Annotated in this window: 31 protein-coding genes; 21 read left to right on the forward strand and 10 right to left on the reverse strand. The window is 68.1% G+C overall.

The window, feature by feature from the left end; genetic code table 11:
- Positions 1-37: 37 nt before the first annotated feature.
- Entirely contained in the window at positions 38-895 is an 858-nt protein-coding gene (locus HWV07_RS04020; RefSeq protein WP_178333061.1) for an N-acyl homoserine lactonase family protein, read from the forward strand.
- A 27-nt stretch (positions 896-922) separates the two neighbouring features.
- Here HWV07_RS04020 and HWV07_RS04025 read toward each other — a convergent pair whose 3' ends face one another.
- Together HWV07_RS04025 and HWV07_RS04030 are read right to left on the reverse strand one after the other, a co-directional pair.
- The gene (locus HWV07_RS04025; RefSeq protein ID WP_178333062.1) at positions 923-1,531 is read right to left on the reverse strand and encodes a TetR/AcrR family transcriptional regulator; all 609 of its coding nucleotides are present in this window, start codon (positions 1,529-1,531) and stop codon (positions 923-925) included.
- Between the two features lie 83 nt (positions 1,532-1,614).
- A complete protein-coding gene (locus tag HWV07_RS04030) occupies positions 1,615-2,340 on the reverse strand; it encodes a DICT sensory domain-containing protein (RefSeq protein ID WP_178333063.1) in 726 nt (241 codons plus the stop codon).
- A 210-nt stretch (positions 2,341-2,550) separates the two neighbouring features.
- Between HWV07_RS04030 and HWV07_RS04035 the strand changes: the two genes are divergently transcribed.
- Positions 2,551-4,437 carry a 2-oxoacid:acceptor oxidoreductase subunit alpha gene (locus HWV07_RS04035; protein WP_178333064.1) on the forward strand — a complete coding sequence of 629 codons (1,887 nt, stop codon included), beginning with the start codon at positions 2,551-2,553 and terminating at the stop codon, positions 4,435-4,437.
- Between the two features lie 2 nt (positions 4,438-4,439).
- Positions 4,440-5,375: a thiamine pyrophosphate-dependent enzyme gene (locus HWV07_RS04040; RefSeq protein ID WP_178333065.1), complete on the forward strand. Its 936-nt coding sequence runs from the start codon at positions 4,440-4,442 to the stop codon at positions 5,373-5,375.
- Between the two features lie 137 nt (positions 5,376-5,512).
- Here HWV07_RS04040 and HWV07_RS04045 read toward each other — a convergent pair whose 3' ends face one another.
- Together HWV07_RS04045 and HWV07_RS04050 are read right to left on the reverse strand one after the other, a co-directional pair.
- Positions 5,513-5,737 (reverse strand): hypothetical protein, encoded by a 225-nt coding sequence (locus tag HWV07_RS04045; protein WP_178333066.1) that lies wholly within the window; start codon positions 5,735-5,737, stop codon positions 5,513-5,515.
- 119 nt (positions 5,738-5,856) lie between these two features.
- The gene (locus HWV07_RS04050) at positions 5,857-6,993 is read right to left on the reverse strand and encodes a hypothetical protein (RefSeq protein WP_178333067.1); all 1,137 of its coding nucleotides are present in this window, start codon (positions 6,991-6,993) and stop codon (positions 5,857-5,859) included.
- A 228-nt stretch (positions 6,994-7,221) separates the two neighbouring features.
- Here HWV07_RS04050 and hisF point away from each other — a divergent pair, with 228 nt between their 5' ends.
- Positions 7,222-8,037, forward strand: coding sequence for an imidazole glycerol phosphate synthase subunit HisF (gene hisF, locus HWV07_RS04055; protein WP_178333068.1), 816 nt, complete (start codon positions 7,222-7,224; stop codon positions 8,035-8,037).
- Between the two features lie 30 nt (positions 8,038-8,067).
- Here the strand turns inward: hisF and HWV07_RS04060 are convergent, their stop codons facing one another.
- Together HWV07_RS04060 and HWV07_RS04065 are read right to left on the reverse strand one after the other, a co-directional pair.
- Positions 8,068-8,832, reverse strand: a complete 765-nt coding sequence (locus HWV07_RS04060) for a rhodanese-like domain-containing protein (protein WP_178333069.1) — start codon at positions 8,830-8,832, stop codon at positions 8,068-8,070.
- A 55-nt stretch (positions 8,833-8,887) separates the two neighbouring features.
- The gene (locus HWV07_RS04065; protein WP_178333070.1) at positions 8,888-9,172 is read right to left on the reverse strand and encodes a DNA-directed RNA polymerase subunit L; all 285 of its coding nucleotides are present in this window, start codon (positions 9,170-9,172) and stop codon (positions 8,888-8,890) included.
- A gap of 148 nt (positions 9,173-9,320) precedes the next feature.
- Here HWV07_RS04065 and HWV07_RS04070 point away from each other — a divergent pair, with 148 nt between their 5' ends.
- From HWV07_RS04070 to HWV07_RS04150, 17 genes are all read left to right on the forward strand, one after another.
- A complete protein-coding gene (locus tag HWV07_RS04070; protein ID WP_178333071.1) occupies positions 9,321-10,076 on the forward strand; it encodes an SDR family NAD(P)-dependent oxidoreductase in 756 nt (251 codons plus the stop codon).
- An 86-nt stretch (positions 10,077-10,162) separates the two neighbouring features.
- Complete coding sequence (locus tag HWV07_RS04075; protein ID WP_178333072.1) at positions 10,163-11,515, forward strand: ABC transporter substrate-binding protein; 1,353 nt, start codon at positions 10,163-10,165, stop codon at positions 11,513-11,515.
- A 3-nt stretch (positions 11,516-11,518) separates the two neighbouring features.
- Positions 11,519-12,409 carry a branched-chain amino acid ABC transporter permease gene (locus HWV07_RS04080; protein ID WP_211694221.1) on the forward strand — a complete coding sequence of 297 codons (891 nt, stop codon included), beginning with the start codon at positions 11,519-11,521 and terminating at the stop codon, positions 12,407-12,409.
- Positions 12,402-13,469, forward strand: coding sequence for a branched-chain amino acid ABC transporter permease (locus tag HWV07_RS04085; RefSeq protein ID WP_178333073.1), 1,068 nt, complete (start codon positions 12,402-12,404; stop codon positions 13,467-13,469). The genes HWV07_RS04080 and HWV07_RS04085 overlap by 8 nt, the downstream gene beginning before the upstream one ends.
- The gene (locus tag HWV07_RS04090; protein ID WP_178333074.1) at positions 13,466-14,197 is read left to right on the forward strand and encodes an ABC transporter ATP-binding protein; all 732 of its coding nucleotides are present in this window, start codon (positions 13,466-13,468) and stop codon (positions 14,195-14,197) included. The genes HWV07_RS04085 and HWV07_RS04090 overlap by 4 nt, the downstream gene beginning before the upstream one ends.
- The gene (locus HWV07_RS04095; RefSeq protein WP_178333075.1) at positions 14,197-14,916 is read left to right on the forward strand and encodes an ABC transporter ATP-binding protein; all 720 of its coding nucleotides are present in this window, start codon (positions 14,197-14,199) and stop codon (positions 14,914-14,916) included. Before HWV07_RS04090 ends, HWV07_RS04095 begins: the two co-directional genes overlap by 1 nt.
- A gap of 142 nt (positions 14,917-15,058) precedes the next feature.
- The gene (locus HWV07_RS04100; protein ID WP_178333076.1) at positions 15,059-15,850 is read left to right on the forward strand and encodes an enoyl-CoA hydratase/isomerase family protein; all 792 of its coding nucleotides are present in this window, start codon (positions 15,059-15,061) and stop codon (positions 15,848-15,850) included.
- Positions 15,851-15,992: 142 nt separating this feature from the next.
- Positions 15,993-17,138 carry an acyl-CoA dehydrogenase family protein gene (locus HWV07_RS04105; protein WP_178333077.1) on the forward strand — a complete coding sequence of 382 codons (1,146 nt, stop codon included), beginning with the start codon at positions 15,993-15,995 and terminating at the stop codon, positions 17,136-17,138.
- Positions 17,135-17,995 (forward strand): alpha/beta fold hydrolase, encoded by an 861-nt coding sequence (locus HWV07_RS04110; protein WP_178333078.1) that lies wholly within the window; start codon positions 17,135-17,137, stop codon positions 17,993-17,995. Before HWV07_RS04105 ends, HWV07_RS04110 begins: the two co-directional genes overlap by 4 nt.
- A 6-nt stretch (positions 17,996-18,001) precedes the next feature.
- Complete coding sequence (locus HWV07_RS04115) at positions 18,002-18,523, forward strand: winged helix-turn-helix domain-containing protein (RefSeq protein WP_178333079.1); 522 nt, start codon at positions 18,002-18,004, stop codon at positions 18,521-18,523.
- Position 18,524: 1 nt separating this feature from the next.
- Positions 18,525-18,710, forward strand: a complete 186-nt coding sequence (locus HWV07_RS04120) for a hypothetical protein (protein WP_178333080.1) — start codon at positions 18,525-18,527, stop codon at positions 18,708-18,710.
- Positions 18,711-18,747: 37 nt separating this feature from the next.
- Positions 18,748-19,515 (forward strand): CPBP family intramembrane glutamic endopeptidase, encoded by a 768-nt coding sequence (locus HWV07_RS04125; RefSeq protein WP_178333081.1) that lies wholly within the window; start codon positions 18,748-18,750, stop codon positions 19,513-19,515.
- A 277-nt stretch (positions 19,516-19,792) separates the two neighbouring features.
- On the forward strand, positions 19,793-20,398 hold the full coding sequence (gene sod, locus HWV07_RS04130) for a superoxide dismutase (protein ID WP_178333082.1): 606 nt from the start codon (positions 19,793-19,795) through the stop codon (positions 20,396-20,398).
- A 193-nt stretch (positions 20,399-20,591) separates the two neighbouring features.
- Positions 20,592-20,855: a DUF5827 family protein gene (locus HWV07_RS04135; protein WP_178333083.1), complete on the forward strand. Its 264-nt coding sequence runs from the start codon at positions 20,592-20,594 to the stop codon at positions 20,853-20,855.
- On the forward strand, positions 20,852-21,670 hold the full coding sequence (locus HWV07_RS04140) for an ATPase (protein ID WP_178333084.1): 819 nt from the start codon (positions 20,852-20,854) through the stop codon (positions 21,668-21,670). Before HWV07_RS04135 ends, HWV07_RS04140 begins: the two co-directional genes overlap by 4 nt.
- 42 nt (positions 21,671-21,712) lie before the next feature.
- Positions 21,713-22,087: a winged helix-turn-helix domain-containing protein gene (locus HWV07_RS04145; protein WP_178333085.1), complete on the forward strand. Its 375-nt coding sequence runs from the start codon at positions 21,713-21,715 to the stop codon at positions 22,085-22,087.
- Entirely contained in the window at positions 22,084-22,377 is a 294-nt protein-coding gene (locus tag HWV07_RS04150; RefSeq protein WP_178333086.1) for a DUF7521 family protein, read from the forward strand. The genes HWV07_RS04145 and HWV07_RS04150 overlap by 4 nt, the downstream gene beginning before the upstream one ends.
- 78 nt (positions 22,378-22,455) lie before the next feature.
- Here HWV07_RS04150 and HWV07_RS04155 read toward each other — a convergent pair whose 3' ends face one another.
- From HWV07_RS04155 to HWV07_RS04170, 4 genes are all read right to left on the reverse strand, one after another.
- Positions 22,456-23,028 carry a DoxX family protein gene (locus tag HWV07_RS04155; protein WP_178333087.1) on the reverse strand — a complete coding sequence of 191 codons (573 nt, stop codon included), beginning with the start codon at positions 23,026-23,028 and terminating at the stop codon, positions 22,456-22,458.
- Between the two features lie 118 nt (positions 23,029-23,146).
- Complete coding sequence (locus tag HWV07_RS04160; RefSeq protein ID WP_178333088.1) at positions 23,147-23,734, reverse strand: MBL fold metallo-hydrolase; 588 nt, start codon at positions 23,732-23,734, stop codon at positions 23,147-23,149.
- 73 nt (positions 23,735-23,807) lie between these two features.
- Positions 23,808-25,064, reverse strand: coding sequence for an MFS transporter (locus tag HWV07_RS04165; RefSeq protein WP_178333089.1), 1,257 nt, complete (start codon positions 25,062-25,064; stop codon positions 23,808-23,810).
- An 83-nt stretch (positions 25,065-25,147) separates the two neighbouring features.
- Positions 25,148-25,330 (reverse strand): DUF7317 family protein, encoded by a 183-nt coding sequence (locus HWV07_RS04170; protein ID WP_178333090.1) that lies wholly within the window; start codon positions 25,328-25,330, stop codon positions 25,148-25,150.
- Between the last annotated feature and the right edge of the window lie 120 nt (positions 25,331-25,450).

A 25,450-nucleotide genomic window follows, 5' to 3' on the forward strand; every position in this document is an offset into this window, starting at 1 on the left:
GGCAACGTATTTCCACCCCGCCCCCGATGCGGCTGCCATGGAACTGCACGTCCTCGACCGCGGCCGCATCCACGCCGACCTGAACTTCGCGCTCGACGGCGAGGTCGCCGCCGTCCACAGTAACAGGGACCCCGACCTCGAGTACGCCGAGTTCGCCGTCTGGAACCTCCTCATCGACCACCCAGAGGCGACGGTCCTCTGGGACACCGGCTCCCACCCCGACGCCGCCGACGGCCACTGGCCCGCGCCGCTGTACGAGGCGTTCGCCCACCCCGACGCCGAGGAACGCGACCTCGAGACCGCCCTCGGCGACGTCGGCTACGGCGTCGAGGACGTCGACCTCGTCGTCCAGTCGCACCTCCACCTCGACCACGCCGGCGGCCTCTACCACTTCGACGGCACCGACGTGCCGGTCGTCGTCCACCGGCGGGAACTCGAGCACGCCTACCTCTCGGCGAAGTCGACGGCCGGCGACGACGCCTACGTCGCCGCGGACTTCGACCACGACCTGAACTGGCGGGTGATCGAGCAGGACCGCCACCACCTGCTGGACGGCGTCGAGTTGCTCCACCTCCCCGGTCACACGCCCGGCCTGCTGGGTGCGCTGGTCGAGCGCGAGGGTCGGAGCGAAGCGAGACCCTCGGAAAGCCGAGCGGAGAGGGACGACCCGCGAGGGACGCGCGACGATGCCGAGAACGTCCTCGTCGCCGGCGACGTCGCGTTCCTGAAGGAGAACTACGAGGACGGCCGGTCGATGGGCGCGAGCCTGCTGTACGACTCGCGGGCCAACGAGGCCAGCATCGACTTCCTGCAGGACCTCGAGCGCCGCTACGACGCCCGCGTCGTCTACGGCCACGACCTCGAGCAGTTCGAGCGCATCCGCGACGGACTGTAGCGCCCGGCAGCGGGCGACGGAATCCGTTCAGTCGTCGGCCAGGAGGACCGCCTGGAGGTACGCGTCGAGTTCGTCGCGGACCGCCGAGCCGGACGTCGGTTCGCTCGTCACCTGCTGGAGCATCGACCCGTTGAACGTGACCAGGAGGAACGCCGCGACCGCCTCGGCGTCGACCGGTCGGAAGTGGCCCGCCGCGACGCCGCGGTCGATGATGGCCTCGAGGCTGTCGACGACGAAGCGGTCGTGCCGGGTGAAGTGGGCCCGGTAGTCCTCGTCGTGGGTCGCCTGGGCCCGCAGCTGGACCATCGCCCGGGTGAACTCGCGGCGGTCCTCCGGCAGCGGCGTCGCCAGCACGTAGTCGAGGATGGCCTCGAGGTGCTCGCGGGGGCCCGCCGCGTCCGGGAACGGCATCGCCGTCCGGAACCGGTCGAGCATGAACGAGAGGAAATCGAGCAGGAGGTCGTCCTTCCCGTCGTAGTGGTGGTAGATGAGCGACTTGCTCTTCGGGAACTCCTCGCCGATTCGCTGGACGGTGAGGTCGGCGTACCCGTGGGTGCAGAGCGCGAGGTAGGTCGCCCGCATGATCTCCTCGCGGGTCCCCTCGGGCGACTCCAGGAACGACTCGACGGCGCGCATTGCCGAATGGGTGTTCGGTCCGGGTCAAATAGGTTCCGTCCTGCCGCCCGCACCCCGGTGGCGTTCGGACGCGACCGACCGCCTCAGGAGGGCTCGATCAGCCCGTAGGTCGACTCCAGGTGCTCGACCATCCAGTCGACGGTGTCGGGGTCGTACGTCCAGAAGCCGTAGAACGACCGGGGTTCGCGCTCCTCGGCGAGCAGCGCGCACTTGTTGACGTCGACGCCGGCACCGTCGTAGACGACGAACCACGAGCGGGCGATCTCGTCGCTCCGCTCGACGTGGATGGTGAGATCGGAGTCGTGCTCGGGGACGGCCCCGTCGGGCGATGCGAAGGCGTGAACCGAGAGGCCACCTCGCTCGGACAGCCGTTGGTAGACTGCGAGTTGGTCTCGGAGGATGGATAGTCGCTGGAAGCCGGCGTACAGCGATCCCGAGCCGATTCGCCAGGCGCGGTCCTCGATCTCCCGGGAGGCGGCGACCATCTGGTCGACGTCGTAGGAGGTGAACAGCGTCTCGTCGAGGTGGTCGAGAACCGGACGGTAGGTCTCAGCCTCGAACTCCGGGGTCGTCCCCTCGCGGCCCAACCCGAGGACGTCGTCGACCGATGCGGCGGTGAGGAATGCATCGTCGTCGGCGAGAACGACGAAGGGCTCGGGGTCGCCGCTCTCCGTCCGGTCTCCGGCCACCGTGAGGTTCCGGTCCCGGAAGCGCTCGCGGACGGCCTCGACGGTCGCCCCGTCGGCGTTGAAGACGGTGAGCGTCTTCTCGTGGGCCTCGACCCCCGCGATGAGTTCGGTGAGCGACATCCTCGCAGGAGGGTCGGTTCTCTCGAGGATAAACCTGTGGTCGAAGGCCGGCCGAGGCCCCGATATAGTCCGTACGGTGATAGAAACCGACGGACTGCAGCGGTGATAATACACCTATATCATTATTAATCCGTGCGAATCCCTCGCAAACTCTTTACTTTCGGGGTCCGAAGCTATCGGAAGGCGCCCGGCCGGGGCGCAGTGATACACATGACTGAGGAACTCGCCTGGCGGATCGCGGGTGGCTCTGGCGACGGGATCGACTCCACCAGCCAGAACTTCGCGAAGGCACTGATGCGCTCGGGGCTGCACGTCTTCACCCACAGACACTACCCGTCGCGGATCCGCGGCGGCCACACGTACGTCGAGGTCCGGGCGGACGAGGAGCCCGTCGAGTCGCGGGGGGACGGCTACAACTTCCTGCTGGCGCTCGGGGACTCCTTCGCCCGGAACCCGAAGGAGGAGGCCTACTACGGCAACGAGGAGGTGAAGCCGCTGGCCGAGAACCTCGACGAGCTCCGGGAGGGCGGCGTCATCGTCTACGACGAGGGGCTCGTCGACCCCTCGGAGGTCCCCGACTTCGAGGAGCGCGTCGAGGAGAACGACTGGCACGTCTACCCGCTGGACCTCCGGGGGCTGGCCCGCGAGAAGGGCCGGGAGGTGATGCGGAACACCGCCGGCGTCGGCGCGACGGCCGCCCTCCTCGACTACGAACTCCAGCACATCGAGGACCTCATGGCCGACGCCATGTCCGGCGAGGTCCTGGAGACGAACCTGGACATCCTGGAGATCGCCTACGAGTCCGTCCAGGACCGCGAGTTCACCCACGACCTGCGGGCTCCCGAGGGCTCCCACGACGAGGAGCAGGTGCTGCTCTCGGGATCGAACGCCATCGCCTACGGCGCCCTCGACGAGGGCTGCCGGTTCATCGCCGGCTACCCGATGACGCCGTGGACCGAGGTGTTCACGCTGATGACCCAGCACCTCCCGAAGGTCGGCGGCATCTCCGAGCAGGTCGAAGACGAGATCGCCGCCGCGGCGCTGGCCATCGGTGCCTCCCACGCCGGCGTGAAGGCCATGTCCGGCAGCAGCGGCGGCGGGTTCGCCCTGATGTCCGAACCGCTCGGGCTCGCGGAGATGACGGAGACGCCGGTCGTGCTGATCGAGGCGATGCGCGCCGGTCCCTCCACGGGCATGCCGACGAAACCCGAGCAGGGCGACCTCGAGCACGTCCTCTACACGAGCCAGGGCGACTCCACCCGGGTCGTCCTCGCGCCAGCGAACGTGAAGGAGGCCTACGACCAGACCCGCGCGGCCTTCCGCATCGCCTACGACTACCAGATTCCCGCCATCGTCCTCTACGACCAGAAGCTCTCCGGCGAACTCCGGAACGTCGACGAGTCGTTCTTCGACCGCGAACCCAGCCCGGACCTCGGGTCGACGCTCAGCGAGGACGAGATCGCCGAGGCGGCCCACCACGCCTCCGGGAAGTTCCAGCGGTTCCAGCACGAACCCGAGGACGGCAGCAACGTCTCGCCGCGGTCGCTGCCCGGCCAGGAGGGCGGCCGCTACCTCGCGACCGGCAACGAGCACACCCCCGAGGGCCACATCAGCGAGGACCCGCGGAACCGGGTCGCACAGATGGAGCGCCGCCTCGGAAAGCTCGAGGACATCCGCGACGACCTCGACGCCGAGTACGACCACCAGACGTACCACGGCCCCGAGGACGCCGACTACGGCATCCTCACCTTCGGCAGCCACCAGGGGACCGTCCACGAGGCCGTCGACCGGCTGAACGCCGACGGCCACGGCGTCAAATCGATCGGCGTCTCCGACCTCATGCCGCTGGCCGAGCGGGAGGTCACCGAGTTCCTCGAGTCCGTCGACGAGGCGCTCGTCGTCGAGATGAACGCCACCGGGCAGTTCCGCGGGCTGATCCAGCGTGAACTCGGCCGGTTCGGCCCGAAGATGAACAGCCTCCTGAAGTACAACGGCGAACCGTTCGAGCCCCACGAGATCGTCGAGGGCCTCGAGACCATCGCGGAGGGCGACGAGCCCGCGCCGACCACGCGGTTCGTCCCCGCGGCAGGTGACTGACTATGAGTGCCTTCAACGCCATCGACTCCGACCGCGAGGTAGAGCGCGACGACTACACCCCGGGCATCGAACCCCAGGCCACGTGGTGTCCCGGCTGCGGCGACTTCGGCGTCCTCAAGGCGCTGAAGGGCGCCATGGCCGACCTCGGGAAGAGCCCCGAGGAGATCCTGCTCGTCACCGGCATCGGCTGCTCGGGGAAGCTGAGCAGCTACTTCGAGAGCTACGGCTTCCACACCATCCACGGCCGCGCGCTGCCGATCGCCCGCGCCGCCAAGCTCGCCAACCCCGACCTCGAGGTCGTCGCGGCCGGCGGCGACGGCGACGGCTACGGCATCGGCGGCAACCACTTCGTCCACACCGCCCGCGAGAACCACGACATCACGTACATCGTGTTCAACAACGAGATCTTCGGGCTGACGAAGGGCCAGACCTCACCGACGAGCCCGATGGGCCACAAGTCGAAGACCCAGCCCCACGGGTCGGCGAAGGCGCCGATCCGTCCCATGTCGTCGTCGCTGACCGCCGGCTCCTCGTACGTCGCCCGGACGGCCGCGGTCAACCCCAACCAGGCCCAGGAGATCCTCGTCGAGGCCATCGAGCACAACGGCTTCTCGCATATCGACTTCCTGACGCAGTGTCCGACCTGGAACAAGGACGCCAAGCAGTACGTCCCCTACATCGACGTCCAGGAGAACGAGGACTACGAGTTCGACGTCTCGGATCGGAAGGAGGCCTCCGAGATGATGTACGAGTCGGAATCGGCGCTGTACGAGGGCGAGGTGCTGACCGGCCGGTTCTACCACGCCCCCGACCGCCCGTCCTACGGCGAGGAGAAGCGCGCCGTCGGCGAGATGCCGGACGAACCGCTGGTCGAGCGCTACCACGACGACAGCTACGAGTGGGAGCGCAGCTACGATCTGCTCGACGTCCACAAGTGATCGTCTCGCTCCGGTGAACTGGCGGTTAGGTCCGCTTTTCCCGCTGGGTCACCGGATAGAACGCTCCGGTTCGGTTGAGTCGTAGACGACGCCCTGTCTGCCGAACTACGTTGGATGCCTGTCGACGAGATTTACGTTCACTCTTGGTCGGTATGGTCGAACTCGGGGCTGGCTCGGTCGAACAGCGGCCGGGCCAGCAGCATCGATCCGACGACGATGACGATGAAAGCGACGCCGGTCATCCCGATCGGCAGCCCCAGGAGGTAGAGCCCGAGCGTCGTCGCCAGCGCGACGGAGACGACGCCCAGAATCACGAGGTGGACGGCGCCGAACGCAACGGTCGAGTTCGCGTCGCCGAACATGGCACTCCTCCTGGTCGAGCGGGCAAATTCCTTCTGGTGGAATCGGAATAGAATTACGCGCTGGCTGAACGACTACGGCGAGGCCGCCCCGTCGTGGAGTCGTTCGATCGCGATTCGGGTTATCGCTGGTTCCCCTGCTGGCCGCGGTCGAGGTCCTTCCGCTCCCAGGGCTGGTCCTCCTGGCTCCGCTGCTGGCTATGACCCTGCCGCCGCTGTTGCTGGTGCTGCTGATTCTGCTGATTCTGCTGGCCTTGCTGCTGTTGACCGGAGCGCTGTCCCTGTCGGCCCTGCTGGCCGCCACGACCGCCTCGCTGGCCCTGCTGCTGTCGCTGGCCGCTCTGCCGGCGCTGCTGTTGCTGGACCTGGCCGTGCGGCTGGTTCTGCTGGTTGCCCTGGTGACGACCGCTGTCCTGGACGGGTTCGCCGTGGGCGCCCGGATGGCCGCCCTGCTGGCGGTACTGGTCGTTCTGCTGGCCCTGCTGGCCCTGCTGGGACCGCTGCCCCTGCTGGTACTGCTGGCTCTGCGGGCCCTGCTGCGGCTGCTGGGCGCGCTGTTGCTGACGCTGCTGTCCGCCCTGCTGGCGCTGTTGGGTCTGCTGGGACTGCTGGTAGTTCTGCTGCTGGTTCTGGCCCGTCTGCTGATACTGGTTCTGCTGACGGCGGCCCTGCTGGGACCGCTGCCCTTGCTGGTACTGCTGGCCGCCCTGCTGTCGCTGCTGTTGCCGTCGGTCGCTCTGCTGCTGGCTGCCGTACTGCTGGTTCTGGGTCCCGCCCTGCTGCGGTTGGGCCCCCTGCTGAGACTGCTGGTGGCCGCCGCCCTGGTGCTGGTGGGGCATGTTCTGGCGGGTGCCGCCGGGCTGGCCGGTCTGTCCGCCAGCGCGGCTCTGCCGCTGCTGGCCGCCCATCCGGCTGTCGTACGTCCCGCCCTGCTGGGCTTCCTGGGGCTGGCCCTGGTGCATGTGGCCGCCGTGCTGCTGGTTCTGGGTCCCGCCCTGCTGCCGCTGGCCGCCCTGCTGGGACTGCTGGCCGCCGCCCTGCTGGACGCGCTGCTGTTGCTCCTCTCGGATCTGGTTCTTCTGGTGGCGGCGCTGGTCCTGCTGGTCGCGCTTGTTCCCCTGCTGGGTCTGCCAGTCCTCTTTCTGAGCGCTGCGGGCCGGCTGCGGATTGGCGTCCGTCTGGGACGGACCCTGTCGGCGCTGTCGTTCCTCTTCCTGGGCCTCGCCGCTCCGGTTGCTGGGTCTGTTGTGTTCGGACATGGGTGGATGTTGTAAGGGTCGCCACTCGGTTCGCGCCGCTCCGCGCTCGTTCTACACCGGAAAATCGGGCCGTGAGACCGGTGTGGGTTGTGCCTGCGTTTGCAACGGGCTACGACCGGCCGGGGCGACCGGAACCGACCGGTGGACCCAGCGGGATTTCACGGGCGTCCGATTCGTTCGGGACTCCGAAACGGTCAAACCCGGACGCGGCCAACCGTCGGGTAGTAGATGGCTCTCACCAAGCGGATCATCCCCTGCATCGACGTGGCCCTCGACGACGCGGGGAACGCGTCGGTGTACACCGGCGTGAACTTCGAGGACCTCCAGTACACGGGCGACCCCGTCGAACTGGCGCGCAAGTACAACGAGTCGGGCGCCGACGAGTTCGTCTTCCTCGACATCACGGCGTCGGCGGAGGGCCGCGAGACGATGCTGGACACCGTCTCGGCGGTCGCCGACGAGGTGTTCATCCCGATGACCGTCGGCGGCGGCATCCGGACCCGCGAGGACATCAAGGAGACGCTCCGGGCGGGCGCCGACAAGGTCTCGATCAACACGGGTGCCCTGGAGCGACCCGAACTCATCGGCGAGGGGGCCCGCGCCTTCGGCAGCCAGTGCATCGTCATCTCCGTGGACGCCAAGCGTCGCTTCGACGAGGCCGGCGAGCACTACGCCCAGGTCGACGGCGAGTCCTGCTGGTTCGAGTGCACCGTCAAGGGCGGCCGCGAGGGCACCGGCGTCGACGTCGTCGAGTGGGCCCGCGAGGCCGCTGAGCGCGGCGCCGGCGAGCTGTTCGTCAACTCCATCGACGCCGACGGCACGAAGGAGGGCTACGACATCCCGCTGACGAAGGCCGTCTGCGACGAGGTCCCGACGCCCGTCATCGCCTCCTCGGGGGCCGGCGGCCCCGGGCACATGCACGAGGTCTTCCGGGACGCCGGCGCCGACGCGGCGCTGGCGGCCTCCATATTCCACTTCGAGGAGTACACCATCCGCGAGGTCAAGGAGTACCTCGACGAGCGCGACGTCCCCATCCGGCTGTAGCCGGACAGGGTCGCTTACCCTCCAGTCTCCCTATCCCGTGACGACGTCGGCGGTGAGTGTCGCGAGGGTGTCGACGACCGTGTAGTCGGGCGCCTCGATCCGGATCTCGCTGTCGTCGGTGACGTCGCTGAAGTGCAGCGTGAGTTCGAAGCTGCCGTCGTCGCCGACGAAGGCGGCCTCCCACTGGTCCGTCGGCAGGTGCGTCGCGAACACCGTCTGGCCGGCGTGGGCGGCGTCGCTCCGCCCCCGGATGACCCGCGCCGAGGCCTGCTCGTCGCCCTCCGAGCCGGTGACCGGGTGCCCGCGGTCGGACCACTCGTGGAACCCCTCGTCGATGACGAAGACGTTCTCGTAGCCGGCCGAGATGAGCTCCGACGCTCTGAGCGACGAGAGGTGGTGGGGACAGCCGCAGTAGCAGACGATCCGGTCGGACTTCGGCCAGTCCGCCACCGGGTCGTCGTTCCGCGAGTACGGCTCCGGCGGGCTCCAGGCCGCGCCGACGATACGCGACTCGTCGTACTGGCCCTGGCCCCGGGCGTCGGCGAACCGGGCCTCCCGGCGAGCGTACCAGTTGTAGGTCACCTCGACGGGCGCCAGCGGCACCCGCTCGCCCTCGACCTCGAGGCGCTCGAAGGAGTCGGTGTCGACCTCCATCGGGTCGGGGGACTCGACCGATTCCGGGGCGTACCCGTCGGCGGAGGGGTCCCCGCCCTCCGAGCCGCCGTCGCCGCCGAGGCAGCCGGCGGTAGCGGAGATTGCGAGTGCAGACGACGCGAGGAACGTGCGACGGCGCATACGCTCCAGTGGGGAGCGGGTCGGGAAAGCGGTTTCGAAGGGGAACGGAGAGGAGTTACGCTGCCTGCTCGAAGGCGTCGCGGAACCCGCCGGTCTTCTCCTTGATGCCGCCGGCGGCCTCCTGGAGGGCGTCCAGGGGGTCGATGCTGCCGTCCGTCTTCACCGTGACGACGGGCTCGGTCTGGCCGCCGGACTGCTCGGGGTTCATGTCGTAGGTCGCGGCGGCGACGCCGTCGACCTCCAGCAGGGCGCCCTTCAGGACGTTCATGAAGGTGTGGTCCTCGCCCTGTACCTCGATGGAAAGCTCCGTCTCCAGGTTCTCGATGACGCGCAGGTCCATTGGAGGACCTTATGCGCATCCGCCGTATGAGCGTTACGGAGCGGGGCGAGCGAGCGTGACGGGCGGAACGCGGGGCACGGGGTCGGGGTCCGAGGCCCCGGCCCCGCCGCGGCGCACCTTTTTTGCCGCCAGCGGTCCCGTCTGACGTATGGAACTCGATCTCACGGGCAGGACGGCCGTCGTGACAGGTGGCACCCGCGGCATCGGCCGCGCAATTTCGCTCGGGTTCGCCGACGCGGGCGCGGACGTCGTCCCGCTGTCGCGGACCGAATCGGACGTCGAGGCCGTCGCCGAGGCGGTGCGCGAGCGCGGCGTCGAGAGCCGCATCGAGACGCTCGACGTCGCCGACCGCGAGGCGGTCGCCTCGACGTTCGACCGGATCGCCGACGACCTCGGCGTGGACGTCGTCGTCAACAACGCCGGCATCAACCCCGAGGACGCGCTGGGGACGCCGGAGGCGGTGAGCGACGAGGGGTACGACCAGGTGCTGGACGTCAACCTCGGCGGGGCCTTCGCCTGCGCGCGCGCCGCCGAGTCCTCGCTGAAGGAGTCCGGCGGCACGCTGCTGAACGTCGCCAGCGTGGGCGGGCTCGTCGGGCTGCCGCGCCAGCACCCCTACGTCGCCTCGAAGCACGGCCTCGTCGGCCTGACCAAGAGCCTCGCACTAGATTGGGCGCCGGACGTGCGCGTGAACTGCCTGGCTCCGGGGTACGTCGCGACCGAGCTGACGACCGACCTCCGGGAGAACGAGGAACTGCGGCGCTCCATCGAGGAGCGGACGCCGCTGGACCGGTTCGCCGACCCCGACGAGGTCGCCGGACCGGCGGTGTTCCTGGCCAGCGACCTCGCCTCCTACGCGACCGGGGCGACCCTGGCAGTCGACGGCGGCTGGACCGCTCGCTGAACTTCGCCAATCGTTGTCACGTGTCGAAACGGGTGAAAACTAGCAGCACATTTATGTGCGATTCACTGTAAGTGATTCTCGGGATAATGGTTAACAATGGCAGAACCCCTCGGGAGTCGGCATCGAACGCGAGAATCAGCGGCGTCGGTCGGCGGTCGTTCCTGAAGGCGACGGGAGCCGGGGCGACGGGCGTGGCACTGGCGGGCTGTCTCGGCGGCAACGGCGGCGACGAGGGAAGCAGCGAGGGCCTGAAGGTCGGCCACATCGGACCGATGACGAGCCCCCTCGGCGTCGGGTCGCTCCGAAGCGCCAACATGGCGGCCAACGTCGTAAACGAGGGTGACGGCGTCAACGGCGGCGAGGTCGAAATCGTCGAGGGCGACACGGAGGCGTCGGCCTCCCAGGCCCAGGCCGTCGTCGAGGAGCTCATCCAGCAGGAGAACGTCGACATGCTCGTGGGCGTCTTCGCCTCCGAGGTTGCCCTGTCACTCGTCGACCTGACGGCGGACAACGACGTCCCCCTCCTCGTGACGGGGTCGGCCTCACCGCAGGTCACGCGGGACCACGCCGGAGAGAACTACGACAAGTACAAGAACATCTTCCGTCCGGGCCCCATCAACTCGGACCTGCAGGCCGAGGCGATGGCCGGCTACGCGGGCTACCTCAAGGACCTCCACGACTGGGATCAAGTCGCGTTCCTGCGCGACAATGCCGCCTGGACGACGTCCTTCGAAGAGCTGATTCCGGGGCTCCTCTCCGAGCGCGACATCGAGATCGTCTACGAATCCGCCCTCTCCATCGACAGCCCCGACGTCGGCTCCGTGATGGACGAGATCTCGGGGACGGACGCGGACTACATCCTCCGCTTCTTCGCGCACATCGACGGGAGTTCGATGCTCGGCACGTGGCACGACGGCCAGTACGACTTCGGCATCGAGGGTATCCACGTCACCGGGATGTTCCCCGGCTACTTCGAAGCCTCGCAGGGCGCCGCGCTGTACGAGACGACGGCCCAGACCGGTGCCGCTGGCGTCACCGACATCACCGAGAAGACGGTCCCGTTCGTCGAGTCCTACCGCGAGCAGTTCGGCGACGCGGAGAACCCGCCGAACCAGGCGCCGATGTACATGGGCTTTACGACCTACGACGCCATCAACATCGTCAGCGAGGTCGCCAACGAGAACGAGGAGTCCCCGAGGGGGAGTATCGACAACTTCGTCGACTCGATGCTCGACGTGAGCCACACCGGCGTGGCGGGCACCATCGAGTTCTACGGCGAGGACTCCGACTACCCCCACGACCTCAAGGAGACCCGCAACGACCAGGGGGATATCGTGAACTACCCTGTCACGCAGTGGCAGGGAGATGGCAGCCTCGAGTGCGTCTACCCCGAGCAGTACCGCACGGCCGACCACGTCATGCCGGAATGGATGCGCTAAGCGATGGTCGCCGGCCAACTACCCGAGTTGATCGTCAACGGTGCCATGATCAGCGCGGTCTACGCGCTGATAGCCATCGGCTTCACGATGATCTTCGGCGTCGGGGGCGTACTCAACCTGGCCCACGGGGCCCTCATCATGTCCGGGGCGTACATCTTCGCAGTGTTCTCGCGAAACGACATGCTGGGCCTCCATTCGGCGCTCGCGTTCGTCCTAACGCTCGGCGTGATCGCGGTGCTGTCGCTGGCCCTCTACGAGGTGCTCGTCCGGTGGGTCGAGGAGAACCCCGTGATAACCTTCCTATCGACGGTGATCGTCGCGGTCATCGCGACGGAGGCCGTACTCACCGTGTTCGGATCGCCGACGATGGGGATGTCGCTCGTCTCGCGCAACTCGGTGAACCTCGCCGAGTACGGGATCAGCACCCGCATCCGGTGGGTACAGATACTCGGCTTCGTCGTCTCGTGGATCGCAATCGGCTTGCTCTGGTACTACATCACCCAGACGGACGACGGTCGGTCGATCCTCGCGGCGTCGATGAGCGAGCGCGGTGCGGTGCTCACCGCGGTCAACCTGCACGCCGTGCGGGCGAAGACCTGGCTCATCGCCGGCACGCTGGCTGGCATCGCCGGGATCTTCCTGGGCGCGGCCGACGGGGCGACGCCGCAGATGTGGCTGAACCCGCTGGCGCTGGCGTTCATCATCGTCGTCATCGGCGGCATCGGCTCCATCAAGGGGTCGGTCGTGGCCGCCTACCTCATCGGCTTCCTCGAACAGTTCACCGTGACCTTCATCGGCCACGAGTTCAGGGGGATCCTGTCGTTGATCCTGCTGCTGTTGTTCATCCTCTACATGCCACAGGGCCTCTACGGGAGGGAGTACGTCCATGACTAGTGCCAAGGACACCTTCGATCGCGGGCTCGACCGCGTCCTCGGACCGATCGAGCGTGCGTTCTCGCCGGTCGCGAATCTCTTCAACCGGTATCTCGGGCCGTACTTCGGCAAGCTGAACGGCCTGCAGTTCCTGCTGCTGGCCGTCTCCATCCTCGCGCTGCTGACCGCCGAACTCTGGGCTCCCCTCGTCAGCGGGACCATGTTCCGGACGCTGGCGCTCGCCAGCATCTGGGCCATCTTCGCGATGAGCTGGGACATCCAGAGCGGCTACACGGGGTATATCAGCTTCGGCCACTCCGTGTTGTCGGGCATCGCCGCCTACACGACCGCGCTGCTGCTCGTCAACGTCAACCCCGAGATGCCGTTCGTCGTGACCGCCGTGCTGTCGGTGCTCGCGTCGCTCGTGCTGGGGCTGCTCATCGCGCTGCCGACGCTCCGGCTGGAGGGCCCGTACTTCTCGCTGATCACGTTCGTCGGGGTGCTCCTGTTCTACAGGCTGACGACCGCCTACGACGCGCTCGGCGGGATTCCCGGGTTCAGCCAGCCGGAGGTGTTCACGTGGGACCCGGTCATGCGGTACTACTACATGCTCGTCCCGATGCTGCTCGTCGCGCTGGTGCTGACGTTCCTGGCACGGTCGAACCTCGGGATGATCCTCGTCGCGATCCGGGAGAACGAGTCGGCGGTCTCGGCGGCCGGTATCAACCCGACGAAGTTCAAGATCTGGTCGTTCGTCCTCAGCTCCATCCCGATGGGCATCGGCGGCGTGCTGCTCGTCGGCTTCTACGGGAACGTCGACCCGGCGACGTTCATCCTCGTCGACAACAGCATCGAGATGATCGCGATGGCGGTCCTCGGCGGCATGGGCTCGATCCTCGGGCCCCTGGGCGGGGCGTTCCTCTTCGAGTTCCTCAACGAGGAGCTGCTCGGCGGCCAGTCGCGGTCGGTCCGCTACATGATCCTCTGGGTGCTCGTGCTGCTCGTGCTGGTGTTCGCCCGCCGCGGCCTGTTCCGGAAGATCTGGCACCGCCTCGGCGAGGTCGGAGGTGACCGGCGGTGAGCAAGCTCGAGATCGACGACCTCAGGAAGGAGTTCGGCGGCCTCGTCGCCGTCGACGACCTCTCGTTCGACGTCGAGGAGGGCGAGATCCTGGGGCTCATCGGCCCGAACGGCTCCGGGAAGACCACCGTGTTCAACTGCACGATGGGCATCTACGACGTCACGGACGGCCACGTCCGCTTCGACGGCGAGGACATCACCGACTGGCAGACCCACGACATCGTCAACCGCGGTCTCTCGCGGGTCTCCCAGGAGTCCAACCCGATCGACGCCTACCCCGTCGCGGGGAACATCAAGCTGTTCACGCTGCCGAACAAGATCTCGTCGCTGCACGGCGGCGCTTCCGACGAGGAGATCGCCGGCTACGCGTCGCGGGTCGACATCCAGGACAAGCTCCACGAGACGCCCGACGAGCTGGCCCACGCCGACGTGCGCCGCCTCGAGATCGCGAAGGCGCTCGCGACCGAACCGGAGATGCTCCTGCTCGACGAGCCGTTCGCCGGTATGAACCAACAGGAGATCCGGACGCTCTCCGAGCAGATCGAGGCGCTCCGCGACGCCGGGATGTCGATGGTCGTCGTCGACCACAACATGAGCGGGCTGATGCAGCTCGTCGACCGCGTGGTCGTGCTGCACAACGGCGAGAAGCTCGCTCAGGGCACCCCGGAGGAGATCGCCGAAGACGAGCGCGTCCAGGAGGCGTACCTCTCCAGCGAAGGTGATATCTGATGAGCCAGAACCCACTACTCGAAGTCGACTCCATCGACGTGTACTACGGGAAGACCCAGGCGCTGAAAGACGTCTCGCTGTCGGTGAACGAGGGCGAGATTGTCGGCGTGATCGGTCCCAACGGGGCCGGCAAGACGACGATGCTCGACAGCATCGCCGGGCTGAAGGACTACGAGGGGTCGATCCGCTACAAGGACAGCGACGTCGCGGCGGTCAGCAGCCGGAAGCTCATCCGTGACGGCCTCGTCTACACGACGGAGAAGCGGGACCTCTTCCCGTTCTTCTCCGTCCACGAGAACCTCCTGATGGGCGCGCAGTTCCGCGACGACCGCGAGGGCGTCAAGGAGGACCTCGAGATGGTCTACGACCTGTTCCCGCGGCTCGACGAGCGGCGCGAACAGGAGGCCGAGACGATGTCCGGCGGCGAGCAGCAGATGCTCGCCGTCGGGCGGGCGCTGATGAGCGACCCCGAGTTGCTCATGCTCGACGAACCGACGCTCGGGCTGGCGCCGGTCATCATCGACGACATCAGCGAGGCCATCCGCCGGCTCCACGACGAGGGGATGACCATCCTGCTCGTCGAGCAGAACTCGACGTTCGCGCTGCGGCACGCCGAACGGCTCGCCCTCATGGAGAACGGCTCCATCGAGCTATCCGGCACGTCCGAGGAGTTCAAGGAGAGCGAGTACGTCCGCGACGCCTACATCGGCGTCACGTGACGTCGCCGCACGGAAGCCGCAACCAATCGTAATCGACTCCAGCGAATTTCTTTCGGCTGTTAGGTAATGGCGGCACCTCGGCGTACGCTGGTTACCCAGGTGGCAAGGCTTTAGACGTGGGCCGCGCATGTCGAAGTATACCATGAGTGACGCAGTCGAACTCGACGTCGAGGACGGGGTCGCGACCATCACACTGAACCGACCGGACAACCGCAACGCCCTGTCCTCGGAGATGTCCGGGGCAATCGTCGACGCCGTCGACGAGGTGGAGACCGACGACGACGCCCGCTGTCTCGTCGTGACGGGCAAGGAGGGGACGTTCTGCGCCGGCGGCGACGTCAGCTCGATGGTGGAGCTGATGAGCGGGCAGGCCGAGCTCCACGAGGCCGTCGAACGCATCCAGCACGAGACGAGCCGCGCCATCCAGCGCATCGCGGAGTTCCACCTGCCGACGGTCGCGAAGGTCGACGGCGTCGCCTACGGCGCGGGCGCGAACCTCGCCATCGCCGCCGACGTCACGCTCGCCTCCGCCGAGGCGCGCATCAGCTTCGGCTTCCGGCAGGTCGGCCTCGCCATCGACACGGGCACCTCCTACCTCCTGCCGCGGCAGGTCGGCGTCAGCAAGGCCAAGGAACTCGTCTTCACCGGCGAGCTGCTCGACGCCGAGGAGGCCGAGGACCTCGGCCTGTTCAACCACGTCTACGCGGAGGACTTCGAGGACCAGGCCGACGAGTTCGTCGAGCAGATCGCCACGGGCCCGACGGTCGCGCTCCGCACCTCGAAGAAGCTCATCGAACAGGGCTTCGACACCTCGCTGAAGGACGCCCAGGACAACGAGGCCGCCGCGCAGGCCGCGGTCTTCGCCACGCACGACCACGAGGAGGGCGCCAACGCCTTCATGGAGGGCCGCGAGCCGGACTTCCAGGGCCGCTGAGGAGCGGTCGTCGCGGTCCGACTCCGCACCCGAGCGTTCGGCCCGTCTCCGTTCCGTGACGGGGCGACGACTGGCCGGTTTGTTTTACCATTGTTTGGCGAAAGGGGCAATCTATTTTTCAATGGAACTCTATGGAACGCGTATGACGTTCCAGTTGACGGGTGAGCACGAGGCGATCCGGGAGGCTGTCCGCAAGTTCGGCGAGGAAGAGATCACGCCGGTGGCCCAGGAGCACGACGAGAACAAGGAGTACCCCGAGGACCTGCGGCGGGAGGCGGCCGAACTCGACTTCGTCGCCCCCGGCATCCCGGTGGAGTACGACGGCGCCGGGATGGACAAGCTCTCGGCGACCATCGTCACCGAGGAGCTGTGGCGCGCCGACCCCGGCATCGGGTCGGCCGTCGGCAGCGCCGGCTTCGGGACGGACATGATCATCGAGTACGGCGACGAGTGGATGAAGGAGGAGTGGCTGCCGAAGGTCGCCAACGGCGAGTCGGCCTCCTGTTCGATGATCTCCGAGCCGGCCCACGGCTCGAACGTCGCCGGCATCGAGACGGTCGCCGAGCAGGACGGCGACGAGTACGTCATCAACGGCAACAAGATGTGGATCACCAACGGGACGGTCGCCGACGTCGGCGTCGCGATGACGAAGACCGACCCCGAGGCCGAGCCGCCACACCGCGGCATCACCGCGTTCCTCGTCCCGATGGACACCGACGGCGTCAAGACCGAGAAGATCAACAACAAGCTCGGCATCCGCGCCTCCGACCTCGCCGAGGTCGTCCTCGACGACGTCCGCGTCCCCGAGGAGAACATCATCGGCGAGAAGAACAAGGGCTTCTACCAGCTGATGGACTTCTTCGCCTCCGGCCGGACGAGCGTCGCCGCCCAGGCCGTCGGCGCGGCCCAGGGCGCCCTCGACGCCGCCGTCGAGTACGCCAACCAGCGCGAGCAGTTCGGCCAGAAGATCTCCGAGTTCCAGGCCATCGAGCACAAGATCGCCGAGATGGCGACGAACGTCGAGGCCGCCCGCTCGCTGACCTACCGCGCGGCGACGGCCGTCCAGAACGACCGCGACGACACGGCCGTCCGCCTGGCCTCGATGGCGAAGCTGTTCGCCTCCGAGCACGCCGTCGACGTCGCCGACGAGGCCATCCAGGTCCACGGCGGCGCCGGCTACGTCACCGACCACCCCGTCGAGCGCTACTACCGCGACGCACGCATCACGAAGATCTACGAGGGCACCAGCGAGATCCAGAAGAACATCATCTCCGACCGCGTGCTATGAACCACGAGGAGTGGACCGACGTCCAGACGGAGACGGAGGTCACCGTCGACGGCCACCACCTGACGGTCGCCTTCAGAGACGAAGGGCCGGAAGACCCCGAGGACACGCTGCTGTTCGTCCACGGCGTCCCGACGTGGTCGTACCTCTGGCGCGACGTCGCGCCGGCGTTCGAGGACGACTACCGCGTCGTCGTCCCCGACATGCTGGGGTACGGCAACTCCGCGAGCCACGACGGCTTCGACCGGTCGATCCGCGCCCAGGAGGCGATGCTCGAGCAGTTGCTCGACGACCTCGGCGAGGAGTCGGTCACCGTCGTCGCCCACGACATCGGCGGCGGCGCGGCGCTGCGGCTCGCGGCCCACTCCCCCGACCGGGTCCACCGCTTCGTCGCCTCGAACATCGTCTGCTACGACTCCTGGCCCGTCGAGTTCGTCTCGAACCTCGGGCTCCCCGACACGACCGACCTCGACGACGACGCCTTCGAGGAGAAGCTCGACTTCGCGTTCGCCGAGGGCGCCCACGGCGAGGCCGACCCCGAGTTCGTCGAGGGGATGAAGGCGCCGTGGCTCCGCGAGGGCGGCAAGACAGCCATCTCGCGGGCGGCCGTCGCGACGAACACCAACCACACGACGGAGATCCCCTACGAGGACATCGACGTCGACCTGCTGTGCCTGTGGGCGAAAGACGACGTGATGCAGCCGATCGAATACGGCGAGCGGCTCGCCGACGAACTGGGCGGCGAGGTCGTCGAACTCGGCGACGCCTTCCACTGGGTCGTCGAGGACCGGTCGGACGCCTACCGCGAGGAACTCGGTCGCTTCCTCACCGAAACTGACACTACGGGGGAGCGTGAGTAGGAGCCTATGGCATCGAGCGAACCACCGGACTGGGAGTTCAAGGAGCGCGACGTGTTGGTTCTCCGAGAACTCTCGCGCGACCCGCAACTCTCCTCGCGGGACCTGGCGCGGATCCTCGACGAGAAGTACGGCATCGACGTCTCCCACGTCACCGTCTCCGAGTCGATCCGCGGCATGCGGGAGGAGGGCGTCTTCAGGGAGGCCATCATCCCCAACGAGGAGTACTTCTTCTTCGCGCTCTTCGAGTTCAAGTTCAACCCCGAGAACTTCGACGAGGGCTGGCGGCCGGCCATGGAGTTCATCCGGGACTCGCCGAACACGCTGTTCTACTTCCTCTCGGACGGGGAGTACCAGTGGAAGGCGGTGATGATGTTCGCGACGCGGCAGGCCCAGTCGCAGTGGATCCACGACTTCTACAAGCACCACGGCGAGGTCGTCGACAACCTCCGGAACTCCATCGTCCACAACGTCCTGAAGTTCCGCACCGACCCGGAGATCCTCGAGAGCCTCCACGAGAGCGAGCAGTAGCGTGTTCGACGCCGACGACCCGCTCCGGCCCGTCGGCCTCGTCGTCGCGGCGTTGGCGGTCGCCTTCGCCGCCGTCCTGCTGGGCGTGCAGTTCTCCGGCGACGCCGGGGGCGTGCTGACGCTGCCGCTCGTCGTCGCCGTCCCGCTCCTCGCGGCGGGAGCCTACTGGTACGTCAAGGGCCGCTAGCGGGGCCTTTTTCGTCCCGCCGGGTATAGCCGGCCGCATGTCACGCCAGTCCTCCAGCGGGGCGGGAGCGATCACCGGCCGGATCCCCGATCCCCTCCTCGCGGTCGTCGTGGCGCTGTCGCTGGCCGCCCTGGGCCTCGGTGGCGGCAGCCTCGTCGGCCTCGCCGTCAGCGAGGCCCTCGCCGCCCTCGGCGTCGAACTGTCCGTCATCCCGGCGACGATCCTCTCGACGCTCCTGCTGCAGGGCGTCGCCTTCGGCGGCCTCTCGCTGCTGTACCTCTCCTACCGCGACGTCTCGCCGATCGAGTACCTCGGCGTCCGGGTGCCCGACCTCGAGGGGTGGATGTACGCCGCCGCGGGGTACATCCTCGCGTTCGTCACCGCGTTCTCGCTCATCTTCGTCGTCGTGTTCCTGCTGGACCTCTCGCCGGCCCAGAACCGCGCGGCCGAACTCGGCGAGCAGGACCCCCGCGTCTTCCTCGTGCTCGTCGTCCTCGCGATCCTCGTCATCGGCCCCGGGGAGGAACTGCTCTTCCGCGGCATCGTCCAGGGCCGCCTCCGCGAGACGTTCTCCGCGCCGGTCGCGATCGTCCTCGCGACCGCCATCTTCGCCGGCATCCACTGGACGTCGCTGGCCGGGCCGGTCTCGGGGCGCGCGCTGACGGTGACGATGCTGTTCGTCCCCGGCCTCGTCTTCGGCATCACCTACGAGGTGACCGACAACCTCGTCGTCCCATCGCTCATCCACGGCGCCTACAACGCCACGCTGTTCACGCTGGCGTATCTCTCGCTGGCCTTCGGCTGACCCCCGGGGCCCAGTAGACGGGTAGAAGTGATACGTAGTTGGCAAGAACTCCGAGCAGTCGAGGGACGTTCGACTACCGGCGTCCAGTACGCACCAGTACAACTTATGAGGCGACGGCTCGACCGGCTGTCGACGTCGTTCGAACGATGCCGCAGCCTGACGAGGGGACGACGGCGTCTGTCCGCCTTCCCCCGGTATTCGGGCGAGACGTGGTAGCATCCGACAACGAAGTTTTAACAGGAATGCCGGAGTTGTATAGAATTGGAGGACGATATAAATGCCCGAACAATCCAACCCCGAGCTTCCGCCGCTCCCGTACGACTACGACGCCCTCGAACCGTCAATCTCCGAACAGGTCGTGACGTGGCATCACGACACCCACCACCAGGGGTACGTCAACGGCCTGGACAGCGCCGAGGAGACCCTCGCCGAGAACCGCGAGTCCGGCGAGTTCGGTAGCTCCGCGTCGGCCATCCGCAACGTGACCCACAACGGTAGCGGTCACTACCTGCACACGCTGTTCTGGGAGAACATGTCCCCGAACGGCGGCGGCGAGCCGTCCGGCGAACTCGCCGACCGCATCGAGGAGGACTTCGGCTCCTACGAGGGCTGGAAGGGCGAGTTCAAGGCCGCGGCCGGCGCGGCCGGCGGCTGGGCGCTGCTGGTCTACGACCCCGTCGCCGACCAGCTGCGCAACCTCGTCGTCGACAAGCACGACCAGGGCGCACTCTGGGGCAGCCACCCCATCCTCGCGCTGGACGTCTGGGAGCACTCCTACTACTACGACTACGGTCCCGACCGCGGCGAGTTCGTCGACAACTTCTTCGACGTCGTCGACTGGGACAACGTCGCCGAGCAGTACGAGAAGGCGCTGAACCAGTAACACGACGAGCCGCAGTACCGTAGTCACACCACCGACATTCTTTTGACGCCACACCAGAGCCGAGGCTATCTCCATCGCCGACGTAGCCACGGGCAGGCGTCCTGGCCGATGTCCACGCACAGGGCGGACGGGGCGACATCTCTCGCGCCGCCGTCCCGTCAGGGCCAAGGGGGGCGCTCGCCTAGGCCCGCGCATGCCACGACCACGCGAGGACTTCGAGGACCTCCGGGCCTTCGAGTTCCGCGACCCCGAGGAGGTACTCGACCGCGAGGAACTGTACACCGTCTACGAGATCGCGCGGCTGCTCCAGGGCGTCGAACCCGGCCAGGAGCTCGACCCCGAGACCGAGAACGTCCTGCTCGACTGGGCCATCCCGTGGATGCTCGACCACAGCGAGTCGTTCGTCTTCGCCGAACCCGAGGCCGACGACCAGCCCGGCTACTACGGCCTGAAATGAAGCTGCTCGTCGCCGGGTCCAGCGAGGTCGACGCCGGCAAGACCACGTTCACCACCGGCCTGATCGAACGCACCGGCGTCCGCGGCTACAAGCCCCGCGCCGGCAACGGCTACTGGTACGACCAGGACGACTACCGCCGCTCGGTCGAGCAGGGTCGGCTCTACGGCAAGGACTCCAAGCTGATCGCCGCCGCCTCGCCCGGCGACGTCCGCCCGGAGGCCATCAACCCCGTCCACCGGCTGTGGCTGCCGACGCCCGGTCGCGGGAAGGGACCACTCGGCCGCGACGGCCGACGGTTCATCTGCGACAGGGTGACGCCACCCACGGTCGACGGGGGGGACCGCTACGTCGCCAACGCCGACGTCGAGGTGCCGCCGGCCGCCCGGCGAGCCTTCTCGCTGGACGAGGCGCCGGTCGTCGAGACGCTCGCGGAACTGAACGACGTCATGGCCGACCTCCACGCGCCGGCACTGGCCGCCCTCGACGACGAACTCGCCGCCCGAGACGCGGCGATCGTCGAGTCGTACTCCGACATCGCGCGGCCATTGACAGAGTTCGCCCCCGACGCCGTCGCGGTGGTCGAACCCCGGCGCTGCCGGATCTACGACGGCGAGCGGTACGCGAAGTCCTGCGAGGTCGCCAGCGGCAGCGCCCACGAGGGGCGCCTCGAGGAGCGCGTCGACAACGTGCTGGAGCTACTCGACCCCGCGGCCGCGCTGACCCTGCCGGCGCTGTCGAGCGACGAGCGCGACGACGTCGGCGCCGTCGCGGACGCCTACGAAACGGCGTACGACGAGTTGCTCGCGGCGGTCTGAACCGGGGCACAGTTCTTTAGGGGACCCGCCAGAGTCGGAGGTATGGTGCTGGACGACGGGCGCTCGGAACCGCTGACCGCGCCGACCGTGGTCGGCGCGCTGGACGACGAGCAGTGCCGCGACCTCCTCTCGGAGCTGTCCGAGCCGACGAGCGTGAGCGACCTCGCCGAGCGGGCGGACGTCCCGCTGTCGACGACCTACCGGAAGGTCGCGCGGCTGAAGCGCGCCGAACTGGTCGACGAGCGCACCGAGATCCGCGAGGGCGGCCACCACCGGACGCGGTACGTCCGGGACTTCGAGCGGATCGTCCTGGAGATGGACGAGGCCGACCGGCTCGACGTCGCCATCAACCGGCCGCTCGCCGAACCGGAGCAGAACCTCGTCGACATGTGGACCGAGGTCCGGGACGCGACATGATCGCGGCGACCATCTCGGCGGAGACCGCACCCGCGGTCGTCGCGCTCAAGGCGATCACGCTCGTCCTGGGCGGGCTCATCACCTTCTTCGCGGCCCGGGCGTACCGTCGGACCGGCGCCCGGCCGATCGGCTACCTCGCCGGCGGCTTCGGCTTCGTCACGCTGGGGTCGCTACTCGCCGGCGCCGCCCACCAGGCGTTCGGCGCACCCGTCGACGTCGTGCTCCTTATCGAGAGCCTGCTCGTCGCCGTCGGGTTCGCCGTCATCACGTATTCGCTGTACAGCGAGTGACGGGGTGGCGTCGGCGTGTGGGACGGAAGATGATCGGAAGCGGCGCAGAAAGAGATCGTCCAGCGGCCGGGGTCGACCTCAGCCGAGGACGTACTCGAGGCGGGGGTACTTCTCGACGAGCGGCGTGCCGTCGATCTCGTACTGTTCGATGAGCGCGTCGAGCCCGAGGATGCGGCCGGCGCCGAACGCCGCGACCGCCAGGAACACGAGCATGTACGCGAAGTCGCCGTTGATGAACCCGTGGGCCATGTCCCAGTTCCCGAAGTAGAACATGAGCATCATGAGCGCGCCGAAGAACGCCGCGAGGCGGACCATGGCGCCGACGATGAGCCCGAGGCCGATGAGGACCTCGCCCCACGGGACGGCAACGTTCGCGAACTCGACGAACCACGGCGACGACCCCATCCAGGCGAACACGCCGGCTAGCGGGTTGCCGTTCGCTGCGGCGACGTGGGTCAGGTAGCCGCCGGCGTCGAACGGCTCCGCGGCGGTGAGCTTCGTGAAGCCCGAGTACAGGAACGCGTACCCGATCATGAGCCGTAAGGCGAGGACGAACCACGCGCTCAGGCTGTGGGCCTTCCCCGTGACGCTGATGCCACCGATCTTGCTCTCGAAGACGTTCGTCCCGGCCGACAGTTTCTCTGTTGACATTGTGATCTCCTACAGTTACAGAGACGCGACACAGGAGCATATATACCGCAGCAGATTCCCAGATTCGTAGAATGACCGGATAGAGGCCCGGTAGGGACCGAAATCGGGGACCGAGGTGTCAGGCGCTCATCCGGGCCGACTGGAGGGCGAGTTCGACGTGGTGGATCGGGTCCGTCTCGACGGCGGGACCGTGGCCGACGTACATCGCCGACAGCGAGTCGTCGACGGTCTCCAGCAGGTACTCGACGCTCTCGATCAGCGTCGCCCGGTCGCCCTCCGGTAGGTCGGTCCGGCCGAAGCCGCCGTTGGCGAAGACGAGGTCGCCCGCGTACAGGGTGCCGGCCTCTTCCGAGTAGAAGCAGAGGTGGTCGTCCTTGTGGCCGGGCGTGTGCAGCGCGACGTGCTCGTGGTCGCCGATCCGTACCTCGTCGCCGTCGGCGATGGCGCGGTCCACTAGGTCCTGGTCGGGGTCGAATCCCCAGACGTCGACGTCGAAGGCCTCGACGACCGGTCCGACGTTGCCGACGTGGTCGGGATGGGTGTGGGTGAGGACGAGGGCGTCGAGGTCGTCGACGGCGCTCTCGATCCGCGAGACGGCGTCGAAGTCGTTGCCCGCGTCGACGAGGACGGTCCGCTCGCCCTCGACGAGGAAGGCGTTGCTCGTGAAGCCGCGGGCACCCTGCGCGATGTTCCGGACGTGGCTCATTGGGAGACCTGTCGCCACCGGCGCGTTTGTGCTTTTCCACCTCGGTCTGGGAGCGACGCGGGTCGACGTGCGTTCAGGCACCGTCGCGGACGGTCCGGGCGACGAGGAGCGACAGCCCGAGAGCGACGGCGGCGGTGGCAGCGACGCCGACGAAGGCCGCCCAGACGTCGGTCTGCTCGATGACGTAGCCGAAGACCGGCGGGGCGACGGCGCCGCCGGCCGAGATGCCGATGGTCATCAGCGCGAAGTTCTTGCCGACGTCGCGGCGCTCCGAGGCGAGGTCGGTCAGCGTCGAGCGGGCCGGCCGGGAGAGGTCGACCGTGGCGGCAAGCAGGAGGACGACGCCAACGGCGGCGAGCGCGGGGAGGAGCGCCGTCGAGAGGAGGCCGGCGAGGACGACCAGCGAGCCGTAGCCAGCGAAGAGCATCGGGAGCGGCCCGATGCGGTCGGCGAGGTAGCCCCCACCGAGGAGGACGACAGCGCCGACGACGAGCATCGCGCTGGCGACGAGGCTGGCCGTGCCGGCGTCGACGCCGTAGCCGGCGTCGAGCAGGGTGGCCGCGTACGACCGGACGCCCCAGATGGCGGCGCTGTTGACGAACCACAGCGCGGTGAGCGCGAGGATGAGCGGCGCGCCGGCGAGCATCCGGAGGTAGCCGACGAAGCGGTCGCGGAGGTCGCGGAGGCGCTCCCGGGGAGTGTCGGCGCTGCCGAACGGCGCCGGGTCGTCCTCTCGGGCCTGCGCGCCGGCGCGGGTGATCGACGCCGGGAGTCGCCGGACGACGAGGGCGGCGACGCCAGCGTAGCAGAACCCGAGGGCGGCGATGGCGAGGAAGGCCGCCCGCCAGCCGTAGCCGAGCGCGACGGCCGCGGGAACGGCGGCGTACGGGACGGCGAGGCCGACGGCGCCGGCGAAGCCGTGGGCGCTGTAGGCCCGCGAGCGGTACGATTCGGGGGCGGCGGCGGAGATGAGCGGGTAGTGGGCGGGGTGGTGGCCGGCGACGCCGAGGCCCATCACGCCGGCGGCGACGAGCAGCCACTCGTAGGTCGGCGCCAGCGCGGACAGCGCGCAGCCGAGCGACCCGACGACGAGACAGCCGATCAGGACCGCCGCGTGGCTGTAGCTGTCGGAGATGTACCCCAGCGGGAGCTGGCCGGCGGTGACGACGCCGTTGACGACGCCGATGGTGAGACCGAGCGCCGCGAGGGAGGCGTCGAACTCGCCGCTCAGGAGCGAGAACGCGGGCGCGAAGAGGAGCAGGTACGCGTGGTTGACGACGTGCGAACCGGAGACGAGGCCGACCACGAGCGGCGCGTGACTGCGCGGCACGGCCGGGGCTTCGCCGTCCGGTCTGTAAGCCGGTTCGGTTTCGATTCGTCAGCGGCGCCGGGTGCGGGCTGGGGGAACCGCGGTCAGTCGGCGCCGACGGAGATGCGCTTCGGACTGGCGGTGGGCGTCCCGAGGGTGCCGCCGGCGCGTTCGACGGCTCGCTGGAGGCGCTCGGGCGAGATGCCGGCCTTCTTGGCCGCCGTCTCGGCGTCGAGTGTGCCGCCCTGGTACAGTGTGAGTGCCGTCTGAAGCGCGTGCTGCTTCATGTCCGGACAAGCGTTCGAAGGGATAATAATAGTATCGAGAGATAATATGCCACAGCATGACCTTATATGCCGAACCGCACCAAGAATCGTTATATTAAGCGGCACGCAGCTATCCGTCGG

The organism is Natronomonas salina (assembly GCF_013391105.1).
Taxonomy (GTDB): domain Archaea; phylum Halobacteriota; class Halobacteria; order Halobacteriales; family Haloarculaceae; genus Natronomonas; species Natronomonas salina.

Excerpts from the sequence above, each read along its gene's own strand:
- sod (WP_178333082.1), top strand. The coding sequence starts at position 19,793 with ATGCCCGAACAATCCAACCCCGAGCTTCCGCCGCTCCCGTACGACTAC.
- HWV07_RS04140 (WP_178333084.1), top strand. The coding sequence starts at position 20,852 with ATGAAGCTGCTCGTCGCCGGGTCCAGCGAGGTCGACGCCGGCAAGACC.
- HWV07_RS04115 (WP_178333079.1), top strand. The coding sequence starts at position 18,002 with ATGGCATCGAGCGAACCACCGGACTGGGAGTTCAAGGAGCGCGACGTG.
- HWV07_RS04060 (WP_178333069.1), bottom strand. The coding sequence starts at position 8,832 with ATGCGCCGTCGCACGTTCCTCGCGTCGTCTGCACTCGCAATCTCCGCT.
- HWV07_RS04135 (WP_178333083.1), top strand. The coding sequence starts at position 20,592 with ATGCCACGACCACGCGAGGACTTCGAGGACCTCCGGGCCTTCGAGTTC.
- HWV07_RS04075 (WP_178333072.1), top strand. The coding sequence starts at position 10,163 with ATGGTTAACAATGGCAGAACCCCTCGGGAGTCGGCATCGAACGCGAGA.
- HWV07_RS04105 (WP_178333077.1), top strand. The coding sequence starts at position 15,993 with ATGACGTTCCAGTTGACGGGTGAGCACGAGGCGATCCGGGAGGCTGTC.
- HWV07_RS04065 (WP_178333070.1), bottom strand. The coding sequence starts at position 9,172 with ATGGACCTGCGCGTCATCGAGAACCTGGAGACGGAGCTTTCCATCGAG.
- HWV07_RS04025 (WP_178333062.1), bottom strand. The coding sequence starts at position 1,531 with ATGCGCGCCGTCGAGTCGTTCCTGGAGTCGCCCGAGGGGACCCGCGAG.
- hisF (WP_178333068.1), top strand. The coding sequence starts at position 7,222 with ATGGCTCTCACCAAGCGGATCATCCCCTGCATCGACGTGGCCCTCGAC.
- HWV07_RS04155 (WP_178333087.1), bottom strand. The coding sequence starts at position 23,028 with ATGTCAACAGAGAAACTGTCGGCCGGGACGAACGTCTTCGAGAGCAAG.
- HWV07_RS04150 (WP_178333086.1), top strand. The coding sequence starts at position 22,084 with ATGATCGCGGCGACCATCTCGGCGGAGACCGCACCCGCGGTCGTCGCG.
- HWV07_RS04040 (WP_178333065.1), top strand. The coding sequence starts at position 4,440 with ATGAGTGCCTTCAACGCCATCGACTCCGACCGCGAGGTAGAGCGCGAC.
- HWV07_RS04070 (WP_178333071.1), top strand. The coding sequence starts at position 9,321 with ATGGAACTCGATCTCACGGGCAGGACGGCCGTCGTGACAGGTGGCACC.
- HWV07_RS04080 (WP_211694221.1), top strand. The coding sequence starts at position 11,519 with ATGGTCGCCGGCCAACTACCCGAGTTGATCGTCAACGGTGCCATGATC.
- HWV07_RS04085 (WP_178333073.1), top strand. The coding sequence starts at position 12,402 with ATGACTAGTGCCAAGGACACCTTCGATCGCGGGCTCGACCGCGTCCTC.
- HWV07_RS04050 (WP_178333067.1), bottom strand. The coding sequence starts at position 6,993 with ATGTCCGAACACAACAGACCCAGCAACCGGAGCGGCGAGGCCCAGGAA.
- HWV07_RS04095 (WP_178333075.1), top strand. The coding sequence starts at position 14,197 with ATGAGCCAGAACCCACTACTCGAAGTCGACTCCATCGACGTGTACTAC.
- HWV07_RS04170 (WP_178333090.1), bottom strand. The coding sequence starts at position 25,330 with ATGAAGCAGCACGCGCTTCAGACGGCACTCACACTGTACCAGGGCGGC.
- HWV07_RS04125 (WP_178333081.1), top strand. The coding sequence starts at position 18,748 with ATGTCACGCCAGTCCTCCAGCGGGGCGGGAGCGATCACCGGCCGGATC.
- HWV07_RS04020 (WP_178333061.1), top strand. The coding sequence starts at position 38 with ATGGAACTGCACGTCCTCGACCGCGGCCGCATCCACGCCGACCTGAAC.
- HWV07_RS04035 (WP_178333064.1), top strand. The coding sequence starts at position 2,551 with ATGACTGAGGAACTCGCCTGGCGGATCGCGGGTGGCTCTGGCGACGGG.
- HWV07_RS04160 (WP_178333088.1), bottom strand. The coding sequence starts at position 23,734 with ATGAGCCACGTCCGGAACATCGCGCAGGGTGCCCGCGGCTTCACGAGC.
- HWV07_RS04100 (WP_178333076.1), top strand. The coding sequence starts at position 15,059 with ATGAGTGACGCAGTCGAACTCGACGTCGAGGACGGGGTCGCGACCATC.
- HWV07_RS04110 (WP_178333078.1), top strand. The coding sequence starts at position 17,135 with ATGAACCACGAGGAGTGGACCGACGTCCAGACGGAGACGGAGGTCACC.
- HWV07_RS04145 (WP_178333085.1), top strand. The coding sequence starts at position 21,713 with ATGGTGCTGGACGACGGGCGCTCGGAACCGCTGACCGCGCCGACCGTG.
- HWV07_RS04045 (WP_178333066.1), bottom strand. The coding sequence starts at position 5,737 with ATGTTCGGCGACGCGAACTCGACCGTTGCGTTCGGCGCCGTCCACCTC.
- HWV07_RS04030 (WP_178333063.1), bottom strand. The coding sequence starts at position 2,340 with ATGTCGCTCACCGAACTCATCGCGGGGGTCGAGGCCCACGAGAAGACG.